A 13977-nucleotide genomic window follows, 5' to 3' on the forward strand; every position below is an offset into this window, starting at 1 on the left:
TGGCTGTCCATCGCCAGCACGAGACCGCTCTTCGCCGCCGGAAAAGGCATGGGTTTCAGCCCAGGTTAGCCGCTCAGCCGCGCCGTGACCTCGATCTCGACTTTCATCTCGGGCTTGAGCAGGCCGGCGACGATGTACATGCCCCCTGCCGGCCGGATCTCACGGAAGACCTCGCCGCAAACGGCGAGCACCGGCTCGCAATAGCTCCGGTCGATGACGAAATACTGCGCCCGCACCACCTGCGCGAGCGAGGCGCCGGCTTCGGTCAGCACCGCCTCCAGCGTGGCGAAGATGTTGCGCGCCTGCTCGGCTGCCTCGTCCGGCAGCGTCATCGTAGCGTAGTCGTAGCCGGTCGTGCCGGAGACAAAGACGAGATCGCCATCGACGACGGCGCGCGAGTATCCGAAGGAACGCTCGAAGGGCGAGCCGGTGGAGATGAGACGACGGGTCATGGCAGGGCTCCGAGCGTGAGCCTGACGCCCTGCCTGACGGAGAAACCGAAGCCCACCCGATTCCTGTATCAGACACGCCCGCCCTTCAGCGCGCGCAGCACCTTCTCTCCCGGGCGGCCGGTCTGGGGCATGCCGATCTTGCCCTCGACTTCCTTGATCGCGGCCCGCGTCAGCGCCCCGACCGCGCCGTCCGGCTCGCCGACATTGTAGCCGCGCTGGGTCAGCAGGCGCTGCAATTCGCGGCGTTGCTCGCGCGACAGCGGCAGATCGTCGGTTGGCCACTCGCCCTGCACCCCCGGGCGGCCACGCAGGCGATCGGAGAGCAGCGAGATCGCCAGGGCGTAGGAATCCGCGCCGTTGTAGCTGTAGGCGGCGTCGTAGTTTTTGAAGACGAGGAAGGCTGGGCCGTTGCGGCCAGCTGGCATCAGCAGCCCGGCATTGCCCGAGCCGGAGAGCGCCGAGCCGTCGAATTTGACGATGCCGCGCGCCGCCCAGGACGAGACCGGCTGCTTCGGATTGCGTCCGGTCGGGCCGGAATAACCGGAGGGCACGCGGACCTCATAGCCCCAGCTTGCGCCGGTGACCCAGCCGGCCTTGTCCATGAAGTTCGCGGTCGAATGCAGCGCATCGGGAATCGAGTCGACCAGGTCGCGCCGGCCGTCGCCGTCGCCGTCGACGGCGAGCCTGAGATAGGTCGATGGGATGAACTGGGTATGGCCGAAGGCGCCGGCCCAGGAGCCGAACAACCGCTCGGGGCGGACGTCGCCGCGCTGGATGATCTGCAGGGTGGCGATCAGCTCGCCCTTGAAGAAGGCGTTGCGGCGCGGCGCCAGGCAGGCTCCGGTCGAGAGCGCCTGGACCAGTGGCATCTTGCCCCGCGCCTTGCCGAAATCGCTCTCGACGCCCCAGACCGCCGCGATGGTATGGCGATCGACGCCGAAGCGCTGTTCGGCGGCGGCGAGCGTCGAGGCGTGCTGGCGCATCATCGAGCGCCCTTCCGCGACCTTCTCCTCGTCGACGAGCGTGCCGAGATAGTCCCAGATCGGCGTCTTGAACTCGGGCTGGTTGTTCATCGCCTCGATCACCTTCATGTCGGGCGTGACGCCTTCCATGGCGCGATCGAAGGTGGCGCCGGAGACGCCCTTGGCAGCAGCGGCCGAACGCAGGCCGGCGACGCAGGAATCGAAATCGGCCCGGGCCGCGGTCGCGGCGACGAGGACGAGAGGCAAGGCCAGGATCAATGCGCGCATGGGTCCACCGAATCGCAGGATTGGCGCGAATCTAGGGCATGTTCCGCAAAAGTGGGCACCACTTTTGCGATCAGAACATGCCCAACATATTGAGTAGGCGCGATTTCTTTTCGCTCGACCGATTCCGGTCGAACGGAAAGCGCGCCGGCGCTGCGGTTAACGGAGGTTAACCATGCGAGTCCCGAGGGGCGCGGAACGCCGAAACCGGCTATGTCTGCGCAACCCCCGCGCGAACCGCCGACAGGCCCGCATGTCCACCGCCGCCATCGAAGCGCTCGGCTTCTGTGCCGCCCTGCTGACCACCTTCTGCTGGCTGCCGCAGGCCTGGCAGACGATCAAGACGCGCGACACCAGCGGCATCTCGCTGTGGACGCAGGCGCTGTTCGCCACCGGCATCGTGCTCTGGCTGATCTATGGCGTGTTGATCGCCTCCTGGCCGCTGATTGGCGCCAATACGGTCACCCTGGCGCTGGTCCTGGTTATCCTGACGATGAAGCTGCGCTACGGCTAAGCTTGAGACTTCGCCACCAACCACCCTTCCCGGACACCCCATGCCAGCTCTCAGCTCTGCCCATCTCCTGCCGATCGGCATGCTGATCGGCTCGAACGTCTTCATGACCTTCGCCTGGTACGGCCACCTCTCCTACAAGAGCACCGCGATCTGGCTGGCGATCCTGGCGAGCTGGATGATCGCCCTGCCGGAATACATGCTCGCCGTGCCGGGCAACCGCATCGGCTCCGGCGTCTACTCGGCAGCCGAGCTGAAGACGATGCAGGAGGTGATCACGCTCTGCGTCTTCGCCGGCTTCTCGGTATTCTGGCTCAAGGAACAGCTCACTTGGAACCACGCCATCGGCTTTGCGCTGATCGCGGCCGGGGCCTTCTTCATCTTCAACGCCAGGACCTGAGCGATGGCGCCGATCCCGTATTCCAGCCACCCCGCCGTCGAGGCCTATCTCACGGAAGGTTATGACCGCGTCGTCGGCATGTCCTCGCGCTTCGCCGCCGCGGTCTGCGCGCGGCTGCTGCGGCTGCAGACGCAGGAAGGCGTCAAGGGGCCGATCGCCGAGATCGGCGCCTTTGAAGGCCGCTTCTTCATCGCTCTGGCCCATGCGCTCGAACCCGGAGAGATCGCCCTCGGCATCGACATCTTCGAATGGCCGAACCCCGAGGTGAAAGATCGCTTCGAGGCGAACTGCCTGAAGCACGGCATCGCGCCCGAACGCCGCGTCACCATCAAGGCCGATGCCGGCGCGATGACGCCGGCCGAGCTGATCGGCCATGCAAGCGGCGACAAGCTCCGCTTTATCCATATCGATGGCGAGCACTCCCGCGCGGCGCTGAGCAAGGATCTGGCGCTCGCCACCGCCTGTCTCGCCGAAGGCGGGCTGATCGTGCTCGACGACATGCTGCACCCCGGCTACCCGACGCTGATGGTCGCGGTGCAGGAGTATCTCACTGCCAATCCCGCCATTGTTCCTTTGTGCATCATCGACCGCGAGACGATTGTTGGCGCGACCAAGTTCGTGCTTTGCCAGCGCGATTGGTTCGAGCGCTACCAGGCGGCCATGCTGACGATCTTCGCAGAGCAGATCTGGCCGCTCGGAGCCGACTTCGAGCCACATTGGTGCCTCGTTCTGTCGCTCGATACGCGGCTCGCCGAGATCATCTGATTCTCCCCGGACTGCCTGAAGGATGCCTGCCTTGCTGAAGCCGATGACGCTCGCCCTTTGCCTTGCCACGATCTCGAGCGCAGCCCTTGCCGGACCGACCTGCTCGCCGAGCGACGAACGCGCCCGCATCCTCTCCTCGGCCTCGCCGGGTAACCTCCATCGCGACTGGCGCGGACCGAACCAGGTCGGCTATGGCTGGTCGCTGCAGGTCGAGCGCAGCGTGCGCGACGCGTCGGGCACGGAATATTATGTCGGCGACCTCTACGACACGCGCGGGCATCTTTCGACCCGCAAGGTTTTCGTCGTCGAGCGCGAATGGGATTGCGGGCCGTGAGGGTGCCTTGCCGTCATTGCGAGGAGCGAAGCGACGAAGCAATCCAGGGAGGCGTAGAGTGCTGCCGCCGCTGGGTTGCTTCGCTTCGCTCGCAATGACGACGGATATCGTTCAGCGCGCCGGCCTGACCCGCAGGACGTTGCCGCCATCGTCGCTGAGCAGGTAGAGATAGCCGTCCGGTCCCTGCCGGACATCACGGATGCGCTGGCCGAGATTGGTCAGCAGTCGCTCCTCGCCGGTGACCTTCTCGCCATCGGTCGAGAGCCGCGACAGCAATTGGCCGGCGAGCGCGCCGACGAAGAGCGAGTTCTTCCACGCCGGCCATTTGTCGCCGGTGTAGAAGGCGGCGCCCGAGGGCGCGATCGACGGGTCCCAGTAGAACAGCGGCTGCTCCATGCCGGGCTTGGTCGTGCCCTCACCGATCTTCACGCCGGAATAGTCGATGCCGTAGGTGATGACCGGCCAGCCATAGTTCAGGCCGGCCTTGGGGGTGTTGATCTCGTCGCCGCCGCGCGCCCCGTGCTCGGCGGTCCAGAGCTGGCCGGTCTGCGGGTGCAGCGCCGCCCCCTGCACGTTGCGGTGCCCAATCGACCAGATCTCCGGCTGCCAGCCCGGCTTCTTCGGATTGCCCTCTGCCGCGCCGCCCTCGGGGCGGATACGGATGACCTTGCCGATATGGTTCTCCGGGTTCTGCGCCTGGTCGCGCTGGCTGTAGCGGTCGCCGACGGTGACGAAGAGCGCGCCGGTCCGGTCGAAGACCAGCCGCGAGCCGAAATGCATGTTGCTGGCGATCGTCGGCATCTGCCGGAAGATCACACTCAGGCCCTCCAGCGCGTTGCCATTGGCGCTCAATCGGGCGCGGGCGACGCTGGTGCCGTTGCCGTTGGCGCGCGGCTCGGCGAAGGAGAGGTAGAGATAGCGGTTCTGCGCGAAGTTCGGATCGAGCACGACATCGAGCAGGCCGCCCTGCCCGCGCGCCACGACATTGGGCACGCCGGAAATCGGCGCCGAGAGCTTGCCGTCGCTGCCGACCAGCCGAAGCCGCCCTGGCCGCTCGGTCACCAGCATGCGCCCGTCGGGCAGGAAGGCGAGGCCCCAGGGATTCTCCAGCCCGCTCGCCACCGTCTCGACCGCGAGCTCGCCGGCGCTCGACGGGTAGCGCTGCTGGGCCATGGCGGGCGCTGCAACTAAGGCCAAGGCGAGGGCGGCGGCGATAACGGGGCGCATCGGCATCTCCTGTTGATGACCGACGCCAAGCCGACCACCTTTAACATGCGCGAGGTGTCGTCCCGGACAAGCCGCGAAGCGGCGCCGATCCGGGACCCATGCCTGAACCGTTCCGGAATGGATCCCGGGTCTCCCTTCGGTCGCCCGGGACGACTCGTTCAGGAAAGCGGGACAACCCCTTCAAAGAGAATGCACGATTCAGGCGCTGGTTGCTTCGAGCTCACGCCGAAGTGAGACGATCGGCGAAGTCTCGTCGAGTGCGACATCATCGCTCGTCACCGCGGCGCTGGCCGGAACATCCCGCTTCAAGCTCACGCCATGCGCCAGCCCGATCGGCAGCGCCTTTGCCGCACGGCTGGCCGCCGCCGGCATCAGCCTGCCGTAGACCGTGTAGCCGCCCTCGCCGTCGAGCATCTCGCCGGCCTTGAGGTCGCGTTTGGCGGTCGCGACCGCGTCGCCGCGCCAGATCCGCGTCGTGCCGGTCGCCTCGCCGCGCAGCGCTGCGTTCAGCACCGAGATCGAGAGTTCGAGCCCGATCAGGTGGAAGGGCTTGTACATCGCCGCATAGAGGCCGGTGGAATCGGTTGGCAAGCCGTACTGCTTGAAGCAGGCGGCGGCGTAGGGGTTCGGCGCCTTGAGCACGACGTAGACGCCCCAGCGCAGGTCGCGGAAGACCGGCCGCCCGTCGCGCTCCAGCGAGGAGACGACCTCGACCATGCCGTCGCGCTCGAGCTGGCCGCCGGCAGCCTTCGGCCGCAGGACCTGGGCGAGATCGTCGACGCCGCAGGGCGGGAAGGTAAGGCCATCAGCCGGCACGTCGAGACCGCAGGCATTGGCGATCGCGGCCATCTCGATCGCCGATTTGGTGCCGTCGAGGAAGGAGTTGAACATTTGCGGGTTCATGCCAGCCGCCTTCGCCGCCTCCGGCGTCAGGCCATAATGGCCCCAGACCTCGTCGGGCGTGACGCGGTGATAGGCCGGCAGGTATTTGGTGCCCTTGCCGGCGGCCGCCACCGTGAAGCCGGCAGCGCGGGCCCAATCGACCATCTCGGAAACGAGGGCCGGCTGGTCGCCATAGGCCATGGAATAGACCACACCGGCCGCCCTGGCCTTGGCCGCCAGGACGGGGCCGACCAGCACATCGGCCTCGACATTGACCATGACGACATGGCGCCTGGCCGCGATCGCGGCGAGCGCATGGCGGGCTCCGGCAGCCGGGTGTCCCGTCGCCTCGATCACCACCTCGACGCCGTCCATTTCGGCTGCCGTAACGCCGCTGTCGACGAAGCGCGTCGCGGCGATACCGGCTTCGTCCCAGCCAACGGTCCGGCAGGCCTGGCGCGCCCGCTCGGGATCGAGATCGGCGATCGCCGCGACCTCGAGTCCCTCGATATGCGGGACCTGGGCGAGGAACATCGAGCCGAACTTGCCGGCGCCTATCAAAGCGCAGCGGACTGGACGACCAGCCTCGCGGCGGGCGGCGAGCTTGGGCATGAGGTTCATGGGAGGGCTCCGTTAGCGTCGATCCTGTCGAGCATACCTACCCGTCATGCTCGCCCTTGTGGCGAGCATCCACGTCTTGAACTCAGGTCTTGGCCAACGAAGACGTGGATGGTCGGGACAAGCCCGACCATGACGAAGGAGGCCAACCTGGGGCGTTTTGGGATCACTCCGCCTTGACGCCGGCATCCTTGATGATCTTCTCCCAGGTCGCGATCTCCTGCTGGTGATAGGGCTTGAACGCGGCGGGATCGCGGACCTTGAGCGTGAAGCCGAGCTTGAGGATCTGCTCGGCGATCGCCGGCTTGGCGAGCGAGGCCAGAACCGCCTTCGACAACACGTCGAGGATCGGCGCCGGCGTCGCGGCCGGGGCGAAGAAGGCGGCCCAGCTATCGGCGTCGGCATCCGTCACGCCCTGCTCGCGCAGCGTCGGGATGTCCTTGGCGCGCGGATTGCGCTCCGGGCTCGCCAGCGCGATCGCGCGCAGATTGCCGGCGGTGATCTGCTCCAGCACCGAGGGCAGCGTCGAATTGGCGATGTCGATGCGCCCGCCGATGATCTCCTGCACCAGCGGGGCGGCACCCCGGAAAGGCACATGCGTCATCTTGATGCCGGTGCGCTGCATGAACAGCTCCATGGCGAGATGCGAGCCGGAGCCGACGCCGGTCGAGCCGTAATTGAGCTTGCCCGGATCGGCCTTGGCCAGTGCGATCAGCTCCTTGATACTCTTGGCCGGCAGGTCGTTGCGCACCACGAAGGCATGCTCGAAGGCGCCGACGCCGGCGACCGGCGCGAAATCCTTGACCGCGTCGTAGCCGGGATCCTTCAGCAGGAACATGTTGTTCCCGTGGGTCTGGTTGTTGCCGAAAATGAAGGTGTGCCCATCGGCCGCGCCATGCGCGACGGCGCGGGTGCCGACCGCGCCCGAGGCGCCGGCCCGGTTGTCGACGACGACGCCCTGGCCGATCGAGCCCGACAGGTCCTGCGCGACGAAGCGCGCGATCGCATCGGTCGGCCCCCCGGCCGGGTAAGGCACGACGAGGGTGAGGGTCTTCGACGGGTAGCTCTGCGCCCGGACGATGGCCGGAGCGAAGACGGCGCCGGCAACAAGGCCGAGCGTGGAACGGCGGGTCAGCGACATGAATTTCCTCCCGGGAGCCCGCTTGAGAGACGGGCTTTCCGCGGCAGGATTAGGGGCAAAGCGAATTTACGTCCAGCGAGTGGCAAGCCACGCCGTCATTCTCGGACGGAGCGCAGCGCAGATCCGAGAATCTCGCGCCGGATTGGGCGCCCCGTTCGTCCTGAGATGCTCGGGTCAAGCCCGAGCATGACGCGCCCTAGGCAGAGAAGCCCGCCCGCTTCAGGCGCTGCACCGCGACATCCAGCGCCTGCAGGAAGGCCGAACGGTCCTTGGGCGAGAACGGCTTCGGCCCGCCGGAGACGCTGCCCATGGCGCGCAAATCCTCCATCATGTCGCGTGTCGCCAGCGCCATGCCGATCGAGGCTTCGGTGAAGGGTTTTCCGGTCGGACCGATCACGTCGGCGCCAGCCTTGAGGCAGCGGTCGGCGAGCGGAATGTCGGCGGTGACGACGATCGCGCCGCGATGGGCGCGCTCGGCGATCCAGTCATCGGCGGCGTCGAAATTGCCGGGCACGACGACGCGCTCGATCCAGGGTTCGCGCGGCACCTGCATGAAGCTGTTGGCGACGACGAAGACCCTGAGCCTGTGCCGTTCGGCGACGCGGTAAATCTCCGGCTTCACCGGGCAGGCGTCGGCGTCGATATAGATCGCGATGTGATTGCCGTCCATGCGGACGAGATCGCAGGCGCCGCGGCGGGGCGCAAGCGCCTTTATGCCTTCATGTGTCGACGGGCCTGTCGCAGGAAGCTTCCTCCCCGAACCGCCAGCGAGCGGTTCGGGGAGAGCGAAGCGTCAGTCGCAAACCTGAACCCGCCGCACCGCGCCGCCAATGCGCGCCCGGGTCCAATAGCAGGGCCCCAGCTGTTCCGAGGCGGGGACCGCCGTCACCGTGCCGGTGCCCGGCGGCGCGTAGTATTCCTGCCGCGCGGGCACGACGACGGTCTCCGTATGGCGGGGCGCCGTGGCGGCGAGCGCACCGATACCCAACCCGCCGATGCCGGCGGCGACTAGCGCAGGAACGAGCACTGGGTCAGCCGAGGCAGGGGTGGACATGCTCATGCTGCCGACGGTCAGGGCGAGCCCCGACACCGCAGCGATCATGATCTTTCTCATGTCAGCCTCCGATGCAAAGCCCGTCAGGCGAAAGGTCTCGCCATCCGGGACATTGAACAAAGCCACCGACCTCGCACGGATCGGCAGAGGTCCGCTAACGATGCGCAGCGAAGAATGATGATCTCGTGTCTATAATCGGGAGCTGTATGATGATTTCGTGATTATTTTGTGCCGCCCAGCGACGGAGCAGCTCCCTACTGTACATCGAATTTCGTCACGAATTCATTCGTCGAAACGCCCCGTTCGTGCATGGCAACCACCTTTATGCGGTCCTTATGTGCCATCCTATCATCCGCATGGCGGCCTTATCGGGGCCGGACCTACATCATCGGCATCGATGGAGGTCGATATGTCGATGAACAACGCCTTGTTCCGCACCACCCAGCAGCGCCGCGCCCGCGCCGTCTATGACAGCGTCGCCAGCCGCCGCCCGGTCGTTGGGATCCTCTGTGCCGAAATGGTCGCGCTCGCCGTGTTCGCACTGGCGGCCGCAGCCTTCATCGGCCTGCGCGCCTGGTTCGCCCTGCCGAACTGAGAGCGCCAACATGGGACAATTCAAGCCGCTGCAGCCGCTCAACGGCAAGAGCCACCTTTTCCTGGTCGGCCAATCCAGCCACGGCTTCTGGGTCGCGCGCGACCTGGAAGGCCTCAGCGAAGGCATCTTCCGCAATCAGAAGGAAGCCGTCCGTTTCGCTCTTTCCGAGGGCGGCCACCCCAATGCCGTGCTGATCTCGCCGAACGAGGTCGAGCCGAGCTATGGCCTGGGCATCCATTGACGGGATGCAAGCAGCCGACAAGGCGAGCCGCGCCCTCGACAGAGCGCTGCTCGCCATCTTCCTCGAGGCAGCCGGCGCCCTGATCGATCAGCTCGTCGACGCCGGCATCAGCGACCCGGCCGACATCGCCCGCCGCCTCAACCGCCGCGGCTTTCCCTGCTTCGGCCGCCCGCGCTGGGGCGCCGGCACGGTCAGCATGGTCAGGCGCCGGCGGGCGATCGAGCGGGGCGTGGATGAAGCGCTTTCTCGCCAAGAAAGCGCGTGCTCTCCATCCGACTCTGTCCTAGGCTCGGCTCCTGCTTCGATCTGACGGCCCAATGTCCGCGGGCCGGCCGTGGCAGCCGGAAACCGGCCGCAATGACGTAAGCTCGCAGCCGTCCCGACCAGTTATTTCGACCGAAGGAGACGAGCCATGGCAAAAGGCGAGCAGCGCAGCAATCGCGAGGCCAAGAAGCCCAAGAAAGACAAGCCGAAGGCGAGCGCGACCCCTCCGGCAGGTTTCGCCTCGGCCGTCGCCAAGGCAGCGGCGGGACCGAAGAAGAAATGATCCGCTTCCGCACGATCGACCCGGCCCAGCCCGAGAAGCCGGCACCGCAGCCGGTCATTGCGAAGCCTGTCGCCGCCGCGCCGGCAGAACCGGTGACCGAAGAGGCGAGCGCTACGCCGGCGAACCGCAAGGGCCTGGTCCGCAAAACGCCTCTACGGCCAAAGAAAAAGACCGAGGCGGCCCCGCTCTTCGACAAATGAGGCGGGCGGTCTCAGGCCGCCTCGCCGACCTCGTCCGTCCAGACCCTGAAGCCGGTCAGCGTGTTCGGTCCGAAGGTGGTTGCGATCGCGACATCGGCGGCGTCGCGCCCGCGCGCGATCAGCACCCGGCCGATGCGCGGCACGTTGTTGCGCGGATCGAACATCTGCCAGCCGCCATCCAGGAAAACCTCGAAGGAGGCGGCGAAATCGCCCGGCGGCCAGGGCGGCGGCGTGCCGACATCGCCGAGATAGCAGGTGCAGTAACGCGCGGGGATGTTCATCGCCCGGCAGAAGGCGATGGCGAGATGGGCATAGTCGCGGCAGACGCCGCGCCCTTCGCGATAGGCCTCGGAAGCGCTGCGGGTCACGCTGGCGTCCATGTAGTCGAAGGCGATGCGCTGGTTGACGAAATCGCAGATCGCCTGCACCCGCGGCGCACCCGGCGGCGTATGGCCGAAGAGCTGCCATGCGAGATCGAGCAAGCGATCGGAATCGCAGAACCGGCTTGCGAGCAGGAAGACCAGGCACTCTTCCGGCAGGCGCTCCACCGGCACCTGCCCGGCCGTGCGGTCGAACGTCTCGGACAGGCCGCTATCGCTGATCACCGCATCGGCGGAGATGCGCATCGCGCCCTGCGGTGCGACCAGGCGACTGCACCAGTTGCCGAAGCCGTCGCGATAGGCGGTGACCGGTGTCGGCGGCTGGATGCGCATATGGTCCGGCGCCGCGAGGTCGGAGACACGGCTGAAATGCACGTGCAGCATCAGGATCATCGGGGTCGGCTGTGGAAAGACGTAGTCGAGCTCGTAGCCGATCCGGAGTTTCATGCATGAGCCTTCTGCGCGTCAGCGCGCTGTTGTCTTTCGGCTCCCCAGCTTTCTTCACCAAGCACGTTTCAGGCCACGGCGATACGGCTCCCACCGACTGCCGGGGATAGGCCGTCTCTCCGCAAGACAGTCGACGTGCCCAGCTGCCATTCCTGTCGTTTCTGGCCGATATCAAGCACTGTCGCTTGCAGTGCATGCGCGAGGGTCCTAAACCACGCCCCGCGCCCGCGACGGGCGTCTTGCCCTCCCGGAGATCTGGATCATGGCTTTCCTTGCCGACGCCCTGAAGCGCGTGAAGCCGTCTGCGACCATCACCATCACGCAGAAGGCGCGCGATCTGAAAGCGCAGGGCAAGGACGTGATCTCGCTCTCCGTCGGCGAGCCCGATTTCGATACGCCTGACAATATCAAGGAAGCCGCGATCGCCGCCATCCGCCGCGGCGAGACCAAGTACACGCCGGTCCCCGGCATCCCGCAGCTGCGCGAGGCGATCACCCGCAAGCTCAAGCGCGAGAACGGGCTCGACTATAAGGCCTCGCAGACCATCGTCGGCACCGGCGGCAAGCACGTCATCTACAACGCGCTCCTCGCCACGCTGAACCCGGGCGACGAAGTCATCTGCGTCGCGCCCTATTGGGTCAGCTATCCCGAGATGGTCGCGCTCTGCGGGGGAACCCCGACCTTCTGCGAAGCCACCATCCATAACAACTTCAAGCTGCAGCCGGCCGATCTGGAAGCCGCGATCACGCCAAAGACCAAGTGGCTGATCCTGAACTCGCCCTCGAACCCGTCGGGCGCCGCCTACACCCATGCCGAGATGAAGGCGCTCACCGATGTGCTGATGCGCCATCCGCATGTCTGGATTCTGACCGACGACATGTACGAGCACCTGGTCTATGGCGACTTCAAATTCGTCACCCCGGCGCAGGTCGAACCCGGCCTCTACGAGCGCACGCTGACGATGAACGGCGTCTCGAAGTCCTACGCCATGACCGGCTGGCGCATCGGCTACGCGGCAGGCCCGCAGCACCTGATCAACGCCATGGACCTGGTCCAGGGCCAGCAGACCTCGGGCACCTCGGCGATCTCGCAATGGGCCGCGGTCGAGGCGCTCGACGGCACGCAGGAGCACATCCCGGTGTTCAGGAAGGCGTTCGAGCGCCGGCGCGACCTCGTCGTCTCGATGCTGAACCAGACGCGTGGGCTCAAGTGCCCGACGCCGGAAGGCGCCTTCTACGTCTATCCGGACTGCTCGGAGCTGATCGGCAAGACGCTGCCGAATGGCAAAAAAATCGAGACCGACGAGGACCTGGTCATGGGTCTCCTGGAGAACGAGGCGGTCGCCGCCGTGCACGGCACCGCCTTCGGCCTTGGCCCCAACTTCCGCATCTCCTACGCGACCTCGGACGAGAAGCTGGAAGAGGCCTGCCGCCGCATCCAGCGCTTCTGCGCCGAGCTGCGCTGAGACGCATCAACTCGTGAATTGCCGCAAGCGCTTCGAGAGGTTAGCGCTTGCGGCATGGATCGTCGCTCCATCCTGCTGAGCCTTGCCGCGCTGGCCCTGACCGGGCCGGCTCTGGCTCAATCCGCCCTGCCCTCGCTCTCCGTCAGCGAGGCGCATGAGGCAGCCAAAGCCGGCAAGCTCGTCCTCGTCGACATCCGTACCCCTGAGGAATGGACCGATACCGGCGTTCCCGAAGGCGCGATCAAGCTCGACATGACCGGCAGCGCCTTCGAGGTTCGCCTCGCCGCGCTGAAGCTCGACCATCCCGGCAAGCCGATCGCGCTGATCTGCCGGACCGGCAATCGAACCTCGGCCTTGCAGAAGAAGCTCGCGACACGCGGCTGGACGAATCTGGTCGACGTCCGCGGCGGCCTGCTCGGCAACCCCAAGGACAAGGGCTGGCTGGCGGAAGGCCTGCCGGTGACGGCGCGTCGCTAGAATCTTTGATATTGCATCGCCCCTCTAAACCAGCCGTAGACAGATCGTGCGCACTTTGTGGGCTTAGGCATCCTTCAGGGGTGCAATCGACTTTAGCGAGGAATCGAGAGTCGACATGGCTTTCACGACATTGGTGCCGAGATTACATGCGCAGCTGGGCCGGCTTAAAGCCACCCTCCTCCCTTTCACCAGCATAGCTTTTAGCGCCACCTCTACGGTCGCAAAGACCGAACAGTCGATAAGGCGGCTACACAGCCTTCTGGCCGTGCCCTGCACGCTATTCGCTGCCCTGGCCTCTTGCCCGGCAGCTGCGCAGCTTCGCGGCCTCGCTTTGGACACGACGGTCCAATTGGGACCAAACACATTCGTTTTTCCCCGTAATGCACGCGATTTCCTGCCCGACAAGAGTGGGAAAATTGCGGATTTATCTTTGAGAATCCTGTTTCCGAGCATGGTTGGACGGACGCCGGAAACAACGCACGAGCTGAGTCTGGCCCGGCCGGAATCCCGCTCACTCCAAATTTTGCTATCCGACCCAACATTCGATCCCAGGCATGTGGGCAGAACTGCCACGAGGGACGTTCGCCGGGCGATTGTCACGAGGATCGCCGAGCCCGAGGTCTGGAACTCACCCTTGGAAACGATATTCAAAGGCTTTGCTCGACAACCAGTATTGCAAGGACTGACGGAGATCAGCTTGCTCGAAGGAGAAGCAGAGCCCAGCCGCAAGGCTGGCAGTCGGCCCTTTGGCATATCGGCGCTCAAAAGCGGCGAACGCTATTACGCGGAAATCGAGCAGGAAAAGATCAGGACGGTCTTGATCTGCACCGGAGCACGTCCAGCGCCCAATCCTCGATGTGAAATGCATTTCGAATATCGAGAAATGACTGTCAAAGTCGGCTTCTCTCAAGCAATGCGAGAAGAATGGAGGCAGATTCGCGATGCTTTGTCAGGCTATCTCGATGTCCACTTGAAGCAGCCATGAAGGTATGGC

At 65.8% G+C, this 13977-nt stretch carries 20 protein-coding genes; 12 read left to right on the top strand and 8 right to left on the bottom strand.

The window, feature by feature from the left end; translation table 11 throughout:
• Positions 1–65: 65 nt before the first annotated feature.
• Both ACSQ24_RS18725 and ACSQ24_RS18730 read right to left on the bottom strand, forming a co-directional pair.
• Positions 66–452, bottom strand: a complete 387-nt coding sequence (locus ACSQ24_RS18725) for a RidA family protein (protein WP_436096135.1) — start codon at positions 450–452, stop codon at positions 66–68.
• A 68-nt stretch (positions 453–520) separates the two neighbouring features.
• On the bottom strand, positions 521–1702 hold the full coding sequence (locus ACSQ24_RS18730) for a lytic murein transglycosylase (protein ID WP_436096136.1): 1182 nt from the start codon (positions 1700–1702) through the stop codon (positions 521–523).
• 250 nt (positions 1703–1952) lie between these two features.
• Here ACSQ24_RS18730 and ACSQ24_RS18735 point away from each other — a divergent pair, with 250 nt between their 5' ends.
• From ACSQ24_RS18735 to ACSQ24_RS18750, 4 genes are read left to right on the top strand one after another with little or no spacing between them, the layout of a single operon-like run.
• Complete coding sequence (locus ACSQ24_RS18735) at positions 1953–2213, top strand: SemiSWEET family sugar transporter (protein ID WP_436096137.1); 261 nt, start codon at positions 1953–1955, stop codon at positions 2211–2213.
• Between the two features lie 40 nt (positions 2214–2253).
• Positions 2254–2610, top strand: a complete 357-nt coding sequence (locus ACSQ24_RS18740) for a DMT family protein (RefSeq protein ID WP_436096138.1) — start codon at positions 2254–2256, stop codon at positions 2608–2610.
• Positions 2611–2613: 3 nt separating this feature from the next.
• A complete protein-coding gene (locus tag ACSQ24_RS18745) occupies positions 2614–3375 on the top strand; it encodes a class I SAM-dependent methyltransferase (RefSeq protein ID WP_436096139.1) in 762 nt (253 codons plus the stop codon).
• 31 nt (positions 3376–3406) lie between these two features.
• Entirely contained in the window at positions 3407–3709 is a 303-nt protein-coding gene (locus ACSQ24_RS18750; protein WP_436096140.1) for a hypothetical protein, read from the top strand.
• Between the two features lie 111 nt (positions 3710–3820).
• Here ACSQ24_RS18750 and ACSQ24_RS18755 read toward each other — a convergent pair whose 3' ends face one another.
• The 5 genes from ACSQ24_RS18755 to ACSQ24_RS18775 all read right to left on the bottom strand — a co-directional run bounded on the left by ACSQ24_RS18755 (position 3821) and on the right by ACSQ24_RS18775 (position 8691).
• Positions 3821–4936, bottom strand: a complete 1116-nt coding sequence (locus tag ACSQ24_RS18755) for a PQQ-dependent sugar dehydrogenase (protein WP_436096141.1) — start codon at positions 4934–4936, stop codon at positions 3821–3823.
• Between the two features lie 198 nt (positions 4937–5134).
• On the bottom strand, positions 5135–6439 hold the full coding sequence (locus ACSQ24_RS18760) for an NAD(P)H-dependent oxidoreductase (protein WP_436096142.1): 1305 nt from the start codon (positions 6437–6439) through the stop codon (positions 5135–5137).
• A gap of 163 nt (positions 6440–6602) precedes the next feature.
• Positions 6603–7577 (bottom strand): Bug family tripartite tricarboxylate transporter substrate binding protein, encoded by a 975-nt coding sequence (locus tag ACSQ24_RS18765; RefSeq protein WP_436096143.1) that lies wholly within the window; start codon positions 7575–7577, stop codon positions 6603–6605.
• 196 nt (positions 7578–7773) lie between these two features.
• Positions 7774–8247, bottom strand: a complete 474-nt coding sequence (locus ACSQ24_RS18770; RefSeq protein WP_436096144.1) for a YaiI/YqxD family protein — start codon at positions 8245–8247, stop codon at positions 7774–7776.
• A 123-nt stretch (positions 8248–8370) separates the two neighbouring features.
• Complete coding sequence (locus ACSQ24_RS18775) at positions 8371–8691, bottom strand: hypothetical protein (protein WP_436096145.1); 321 nt, start codon at positions 8689–8691, stop codon at positions 8371–8373.
• A gap of 349 nt (positions 8692–9040) precedes the next feature.
• Between ACSQ24_RS18775 and ACSQ24_RS18780 the strand changes: the two genes are divergently transcribed.
• The 5 genes from ACSQ24_RS18780 to ACSQ24_RS18800 all read left to right on the top strand — a co-directional run bounded on the left by ACSQ24_RS18780 (position 9041) and on the right by ACSQ24_RS18800 (position 10214).
• Positions 9041–9226 (top strand): hypothetical protein, encoded by a 186-nt coding sequence (locus ACSQ24_RS18780; RefSeq protein WP_126113311.1) that lies wholly within the window; start codon positions 9041–9043, stop codon positions 9224–9226.
• A gap of 10 nt (positions 9227–9236) precedes the next feature.
• On the top strand, positions 9237–9467 hold the full coding sequence (locus tag ACSQ24_RS18785; protein WP_436096146.1) for a hypothetical protein: 231 nt from the start codon (positions 9237–9239) through the stop codon (positions 9465–9467).
• On the top strand, positions 9448–9777 hold the full coding sequence (locus ACSQ24_RS18790; protein WP_436096147.1) for a hypothetical protein: 330 nt from the start codon (positions 9448–9450) through the stop codon (positions 9775–9777). The genes ACSQ24_RS18785 and ACSQ24_RS18790 overlap by 20 nt, the downstream gene beginning before the upstream one ends.
• Positions 9778–9879: 102 nt before the next feature.
• Positions 9880–10014 carry a hypothetical protein gene (locus ACSQ24_RS18795; RefSeq protein WP_274532916.1) on the top strand — a complete coding sequence of 45 codons (135 nt, stop codon included), beginning with the start codon at positions 9880–9882 and terminating at the stop codon, positions 10012–10014.
• The gene (locus ACSQ24_RS18800) at positions 10011–10214 is read left to right on the top strand and encodes a hypothetical protein (RefSeq protein ID WP_436096148.1); all 204 of its coding nucleotides are present in this window, start codon (positions 10011–10013) and stop codon (positions 10212–10214) included. The genes ACSQ24_RS18795 and ACSQ24_RS18800 overlap by 4 nt, the downstream gene beginning before the upstream one ends.
• A gap of 11 nt (positions 10215–10225) precedes the next feature.
• On the opposite strand, the gene ACSQ24_RS18805 is transcribed toward ACSQ24_RS18800, so the two are convergent.
• Positions 10226–11041: a transglutaminase-like domain-containing protein gene (locus ACSQ24_RS18805; protein ID WP_436096149.1), complete on the bottom strand. Its 816-nt coding sequence runs from the start codon at positions 11039–11041 to the stop codon at positions 10226–10228.
• A gap of 262 nt (positions 11042–11303) precedes the next feature.
• On the opposite strand from ACSQ24_RS18805, the gene ACSQ24_RS18810 reads away from it, so the two are divergent.
• From ACSQ24_RS18810 to ACSQ24_RS18820, 3 genes are all read left to right on the top strand, one after another.
• Entirely contained in the window at positions 11304–12506 is a 1203-nt protein-coding gene (locus ACSQ24_RS18810; protein WP_436096150.1) for a pyridoxal phosphate-dependent aminotransferase, read from the top strand.
• A gap of 54 nt (positions 12507–12560) precedes the next feature.
• A complete protein-coding gene (locus ACSQ24_RS18815) occupies positions 12561–12983 on the top strand; it encodes a rhodanese-like domain-containing protein (protein ID WP_436096151.1) in 423 nt (140 codons plus the stop codon).
• A 115-nt stretch (positions 12984–13098) separates the two neighbouring features.
• A complete protein-coding gene (locus tag ACSQ24_RS18820) occupies positions 13099–13968 on the top strand; it encodes a hypothetical protein (protein WP_436096152.1) in 870 nt (289 codons plus the stop codon).
• Positions 13969–13977: the final 9 nt, after the last annotated feature.

Origin of the sequence: Allobosea sp. LjRoot237 (genome assembly GCF_964253285.1) — a bacterium.
Lineage (GTDB): Bacteria > Pseudomonadota > Alphaproteobacteria > Rhizobiales > Beijerinckiaceae > Allobosea.

Coding starts and splice junctions, on each gene's coding strand:
- ACSQ24_RS18725 (WP_436096135.1), bottom strand. CDS start 452: ATGACCCGTCGTCTCATCTCCACCGGCTCGCCCTTCGAGCGTTCCTTC.
- ACSQ24_RS18730 (WP_436096136.1), bottom strand. CDS start 1,702: ATGCGCGCATTGATCCTGGCCTTGCCTCTCGTCCTCGTCGCCGCGACC.
- ACSQ24_RS18735 (WP_436096137.1), top strand. CDS start 1,953: ATGTCCACCGCCGCCATCGAAGCGCTCGGCTTCTGTGCCGCCCTGCTG.
- ACSQ24_RS18740 (WP_436096138.1), top strand. CDS start 2,254: ATGCCAGCTCTCAGCTCTGCCCATCTCCTGCCGATCGGCATGCTGATC.
- ACSQ24_RS18745 (WP_436096139.1), top strand. CDS start 2,614: ATGGCGCCGATCCCGTATTCCAGCCACCCCGCCGTCGAGGCCTATCTC.
- ACSQ24_RS18755 (WP_436096141.1), bottom strand. CDS start 4,936: ATGCGCCCCGTTATCGCCGCCGCCCTCGCCTTGGCCTTAGTTGCAGCG.
- ACSQ24_RS18760 (WP_436096142.1), bottom strand. CDS start 6,439: ATGAACCTCATGCCCAAGCTCGCCGCCCGCCGCGAGGCTGGTCGTCCA.
- ACSQ24_RS18765 (WP_436096143.1), bottom strand. CDS start 7,577: ATGTCGCTGACCCGCCGTTCCACGCTCGGCCTTGTTGCCGGCGCCGTC.
- ACSQ24_RS18770 (WP_436096144.1), bottom strand. CDS start 8,247: ATGGACGGCAATCACATCGCGATCTATATCGACGCCGACGCCTGCCCG.
- ACSQ24_RS18775 (WP_436096145.1), bottom strand. CDS start 8,691: ATGAGAAAGATCATGATCGCTGCGGTGTCGGGGCTCGCCCTGACCGTC.
- ACSQ24_RS18780 (WP_126113311.1), top strand. CDS start 9,041: ATGTCGATGAACAACGCCTTGTTCCGCACCACCCAGCAGCGCCGCGCC.
- ACSQ24_RS18785 (WP_436096146.1), top strand. CDS start 9,237: ATGGGACAATTCAAGCCGCTGCAGCCGCTCAACGGCAAGAGCCACCTT.
- ACSQ24_RS18790 (WP_436096147.1), top strand. CDS start 9,448: ATGGCCTGGGCATCCATTGACGGGATGCAAGCAGCCGACAAGGCGAGC.
- ACSQ24_RS18795 (WP_274532916.1), top strand. CDS start 9,880: ATGGCAAAAGGCGAGCAGCGCAGCAATCGCGAGGCCAAGAAGCCCAAG.
- ACSQ24_RS18800 (WP_436096148.1), top strand. CDS start 10,011: ATGATCCGCTTCCGCACGATCGACCCGGCCCAGCCCGAGAAGCCGGCA.
- ACSQ24_RS18805 (WP_436096149.1), bottom strand. CDS start 11,041: ATGAAACTCCGGATCGGCTACGAGCTCGACTACGTCTTTCCACAGCCG.
- ACSQ24_RS18810 (WP_436096150.1), top strand. CDS start 11,304: ATGGCTTTCCTTGCCGACGCCCTGAAGCGCGTGAAGCCGTCTGCGACC.
- ACSQ24_RS18815 (WP_436096151.1), top strand. CDS start 12,561: ATGGATCGTCGCTCCATCCTGCTGAGCCTTGCCGCGCTGGCCCTGACC.
- ACSQ24_RS18820 (WP_436096152.1), top strand. CDS start 13,099: ATGGCTTTCACGACATTGGTGCCGAGATTACATGCGCAGCTGGGCCGG.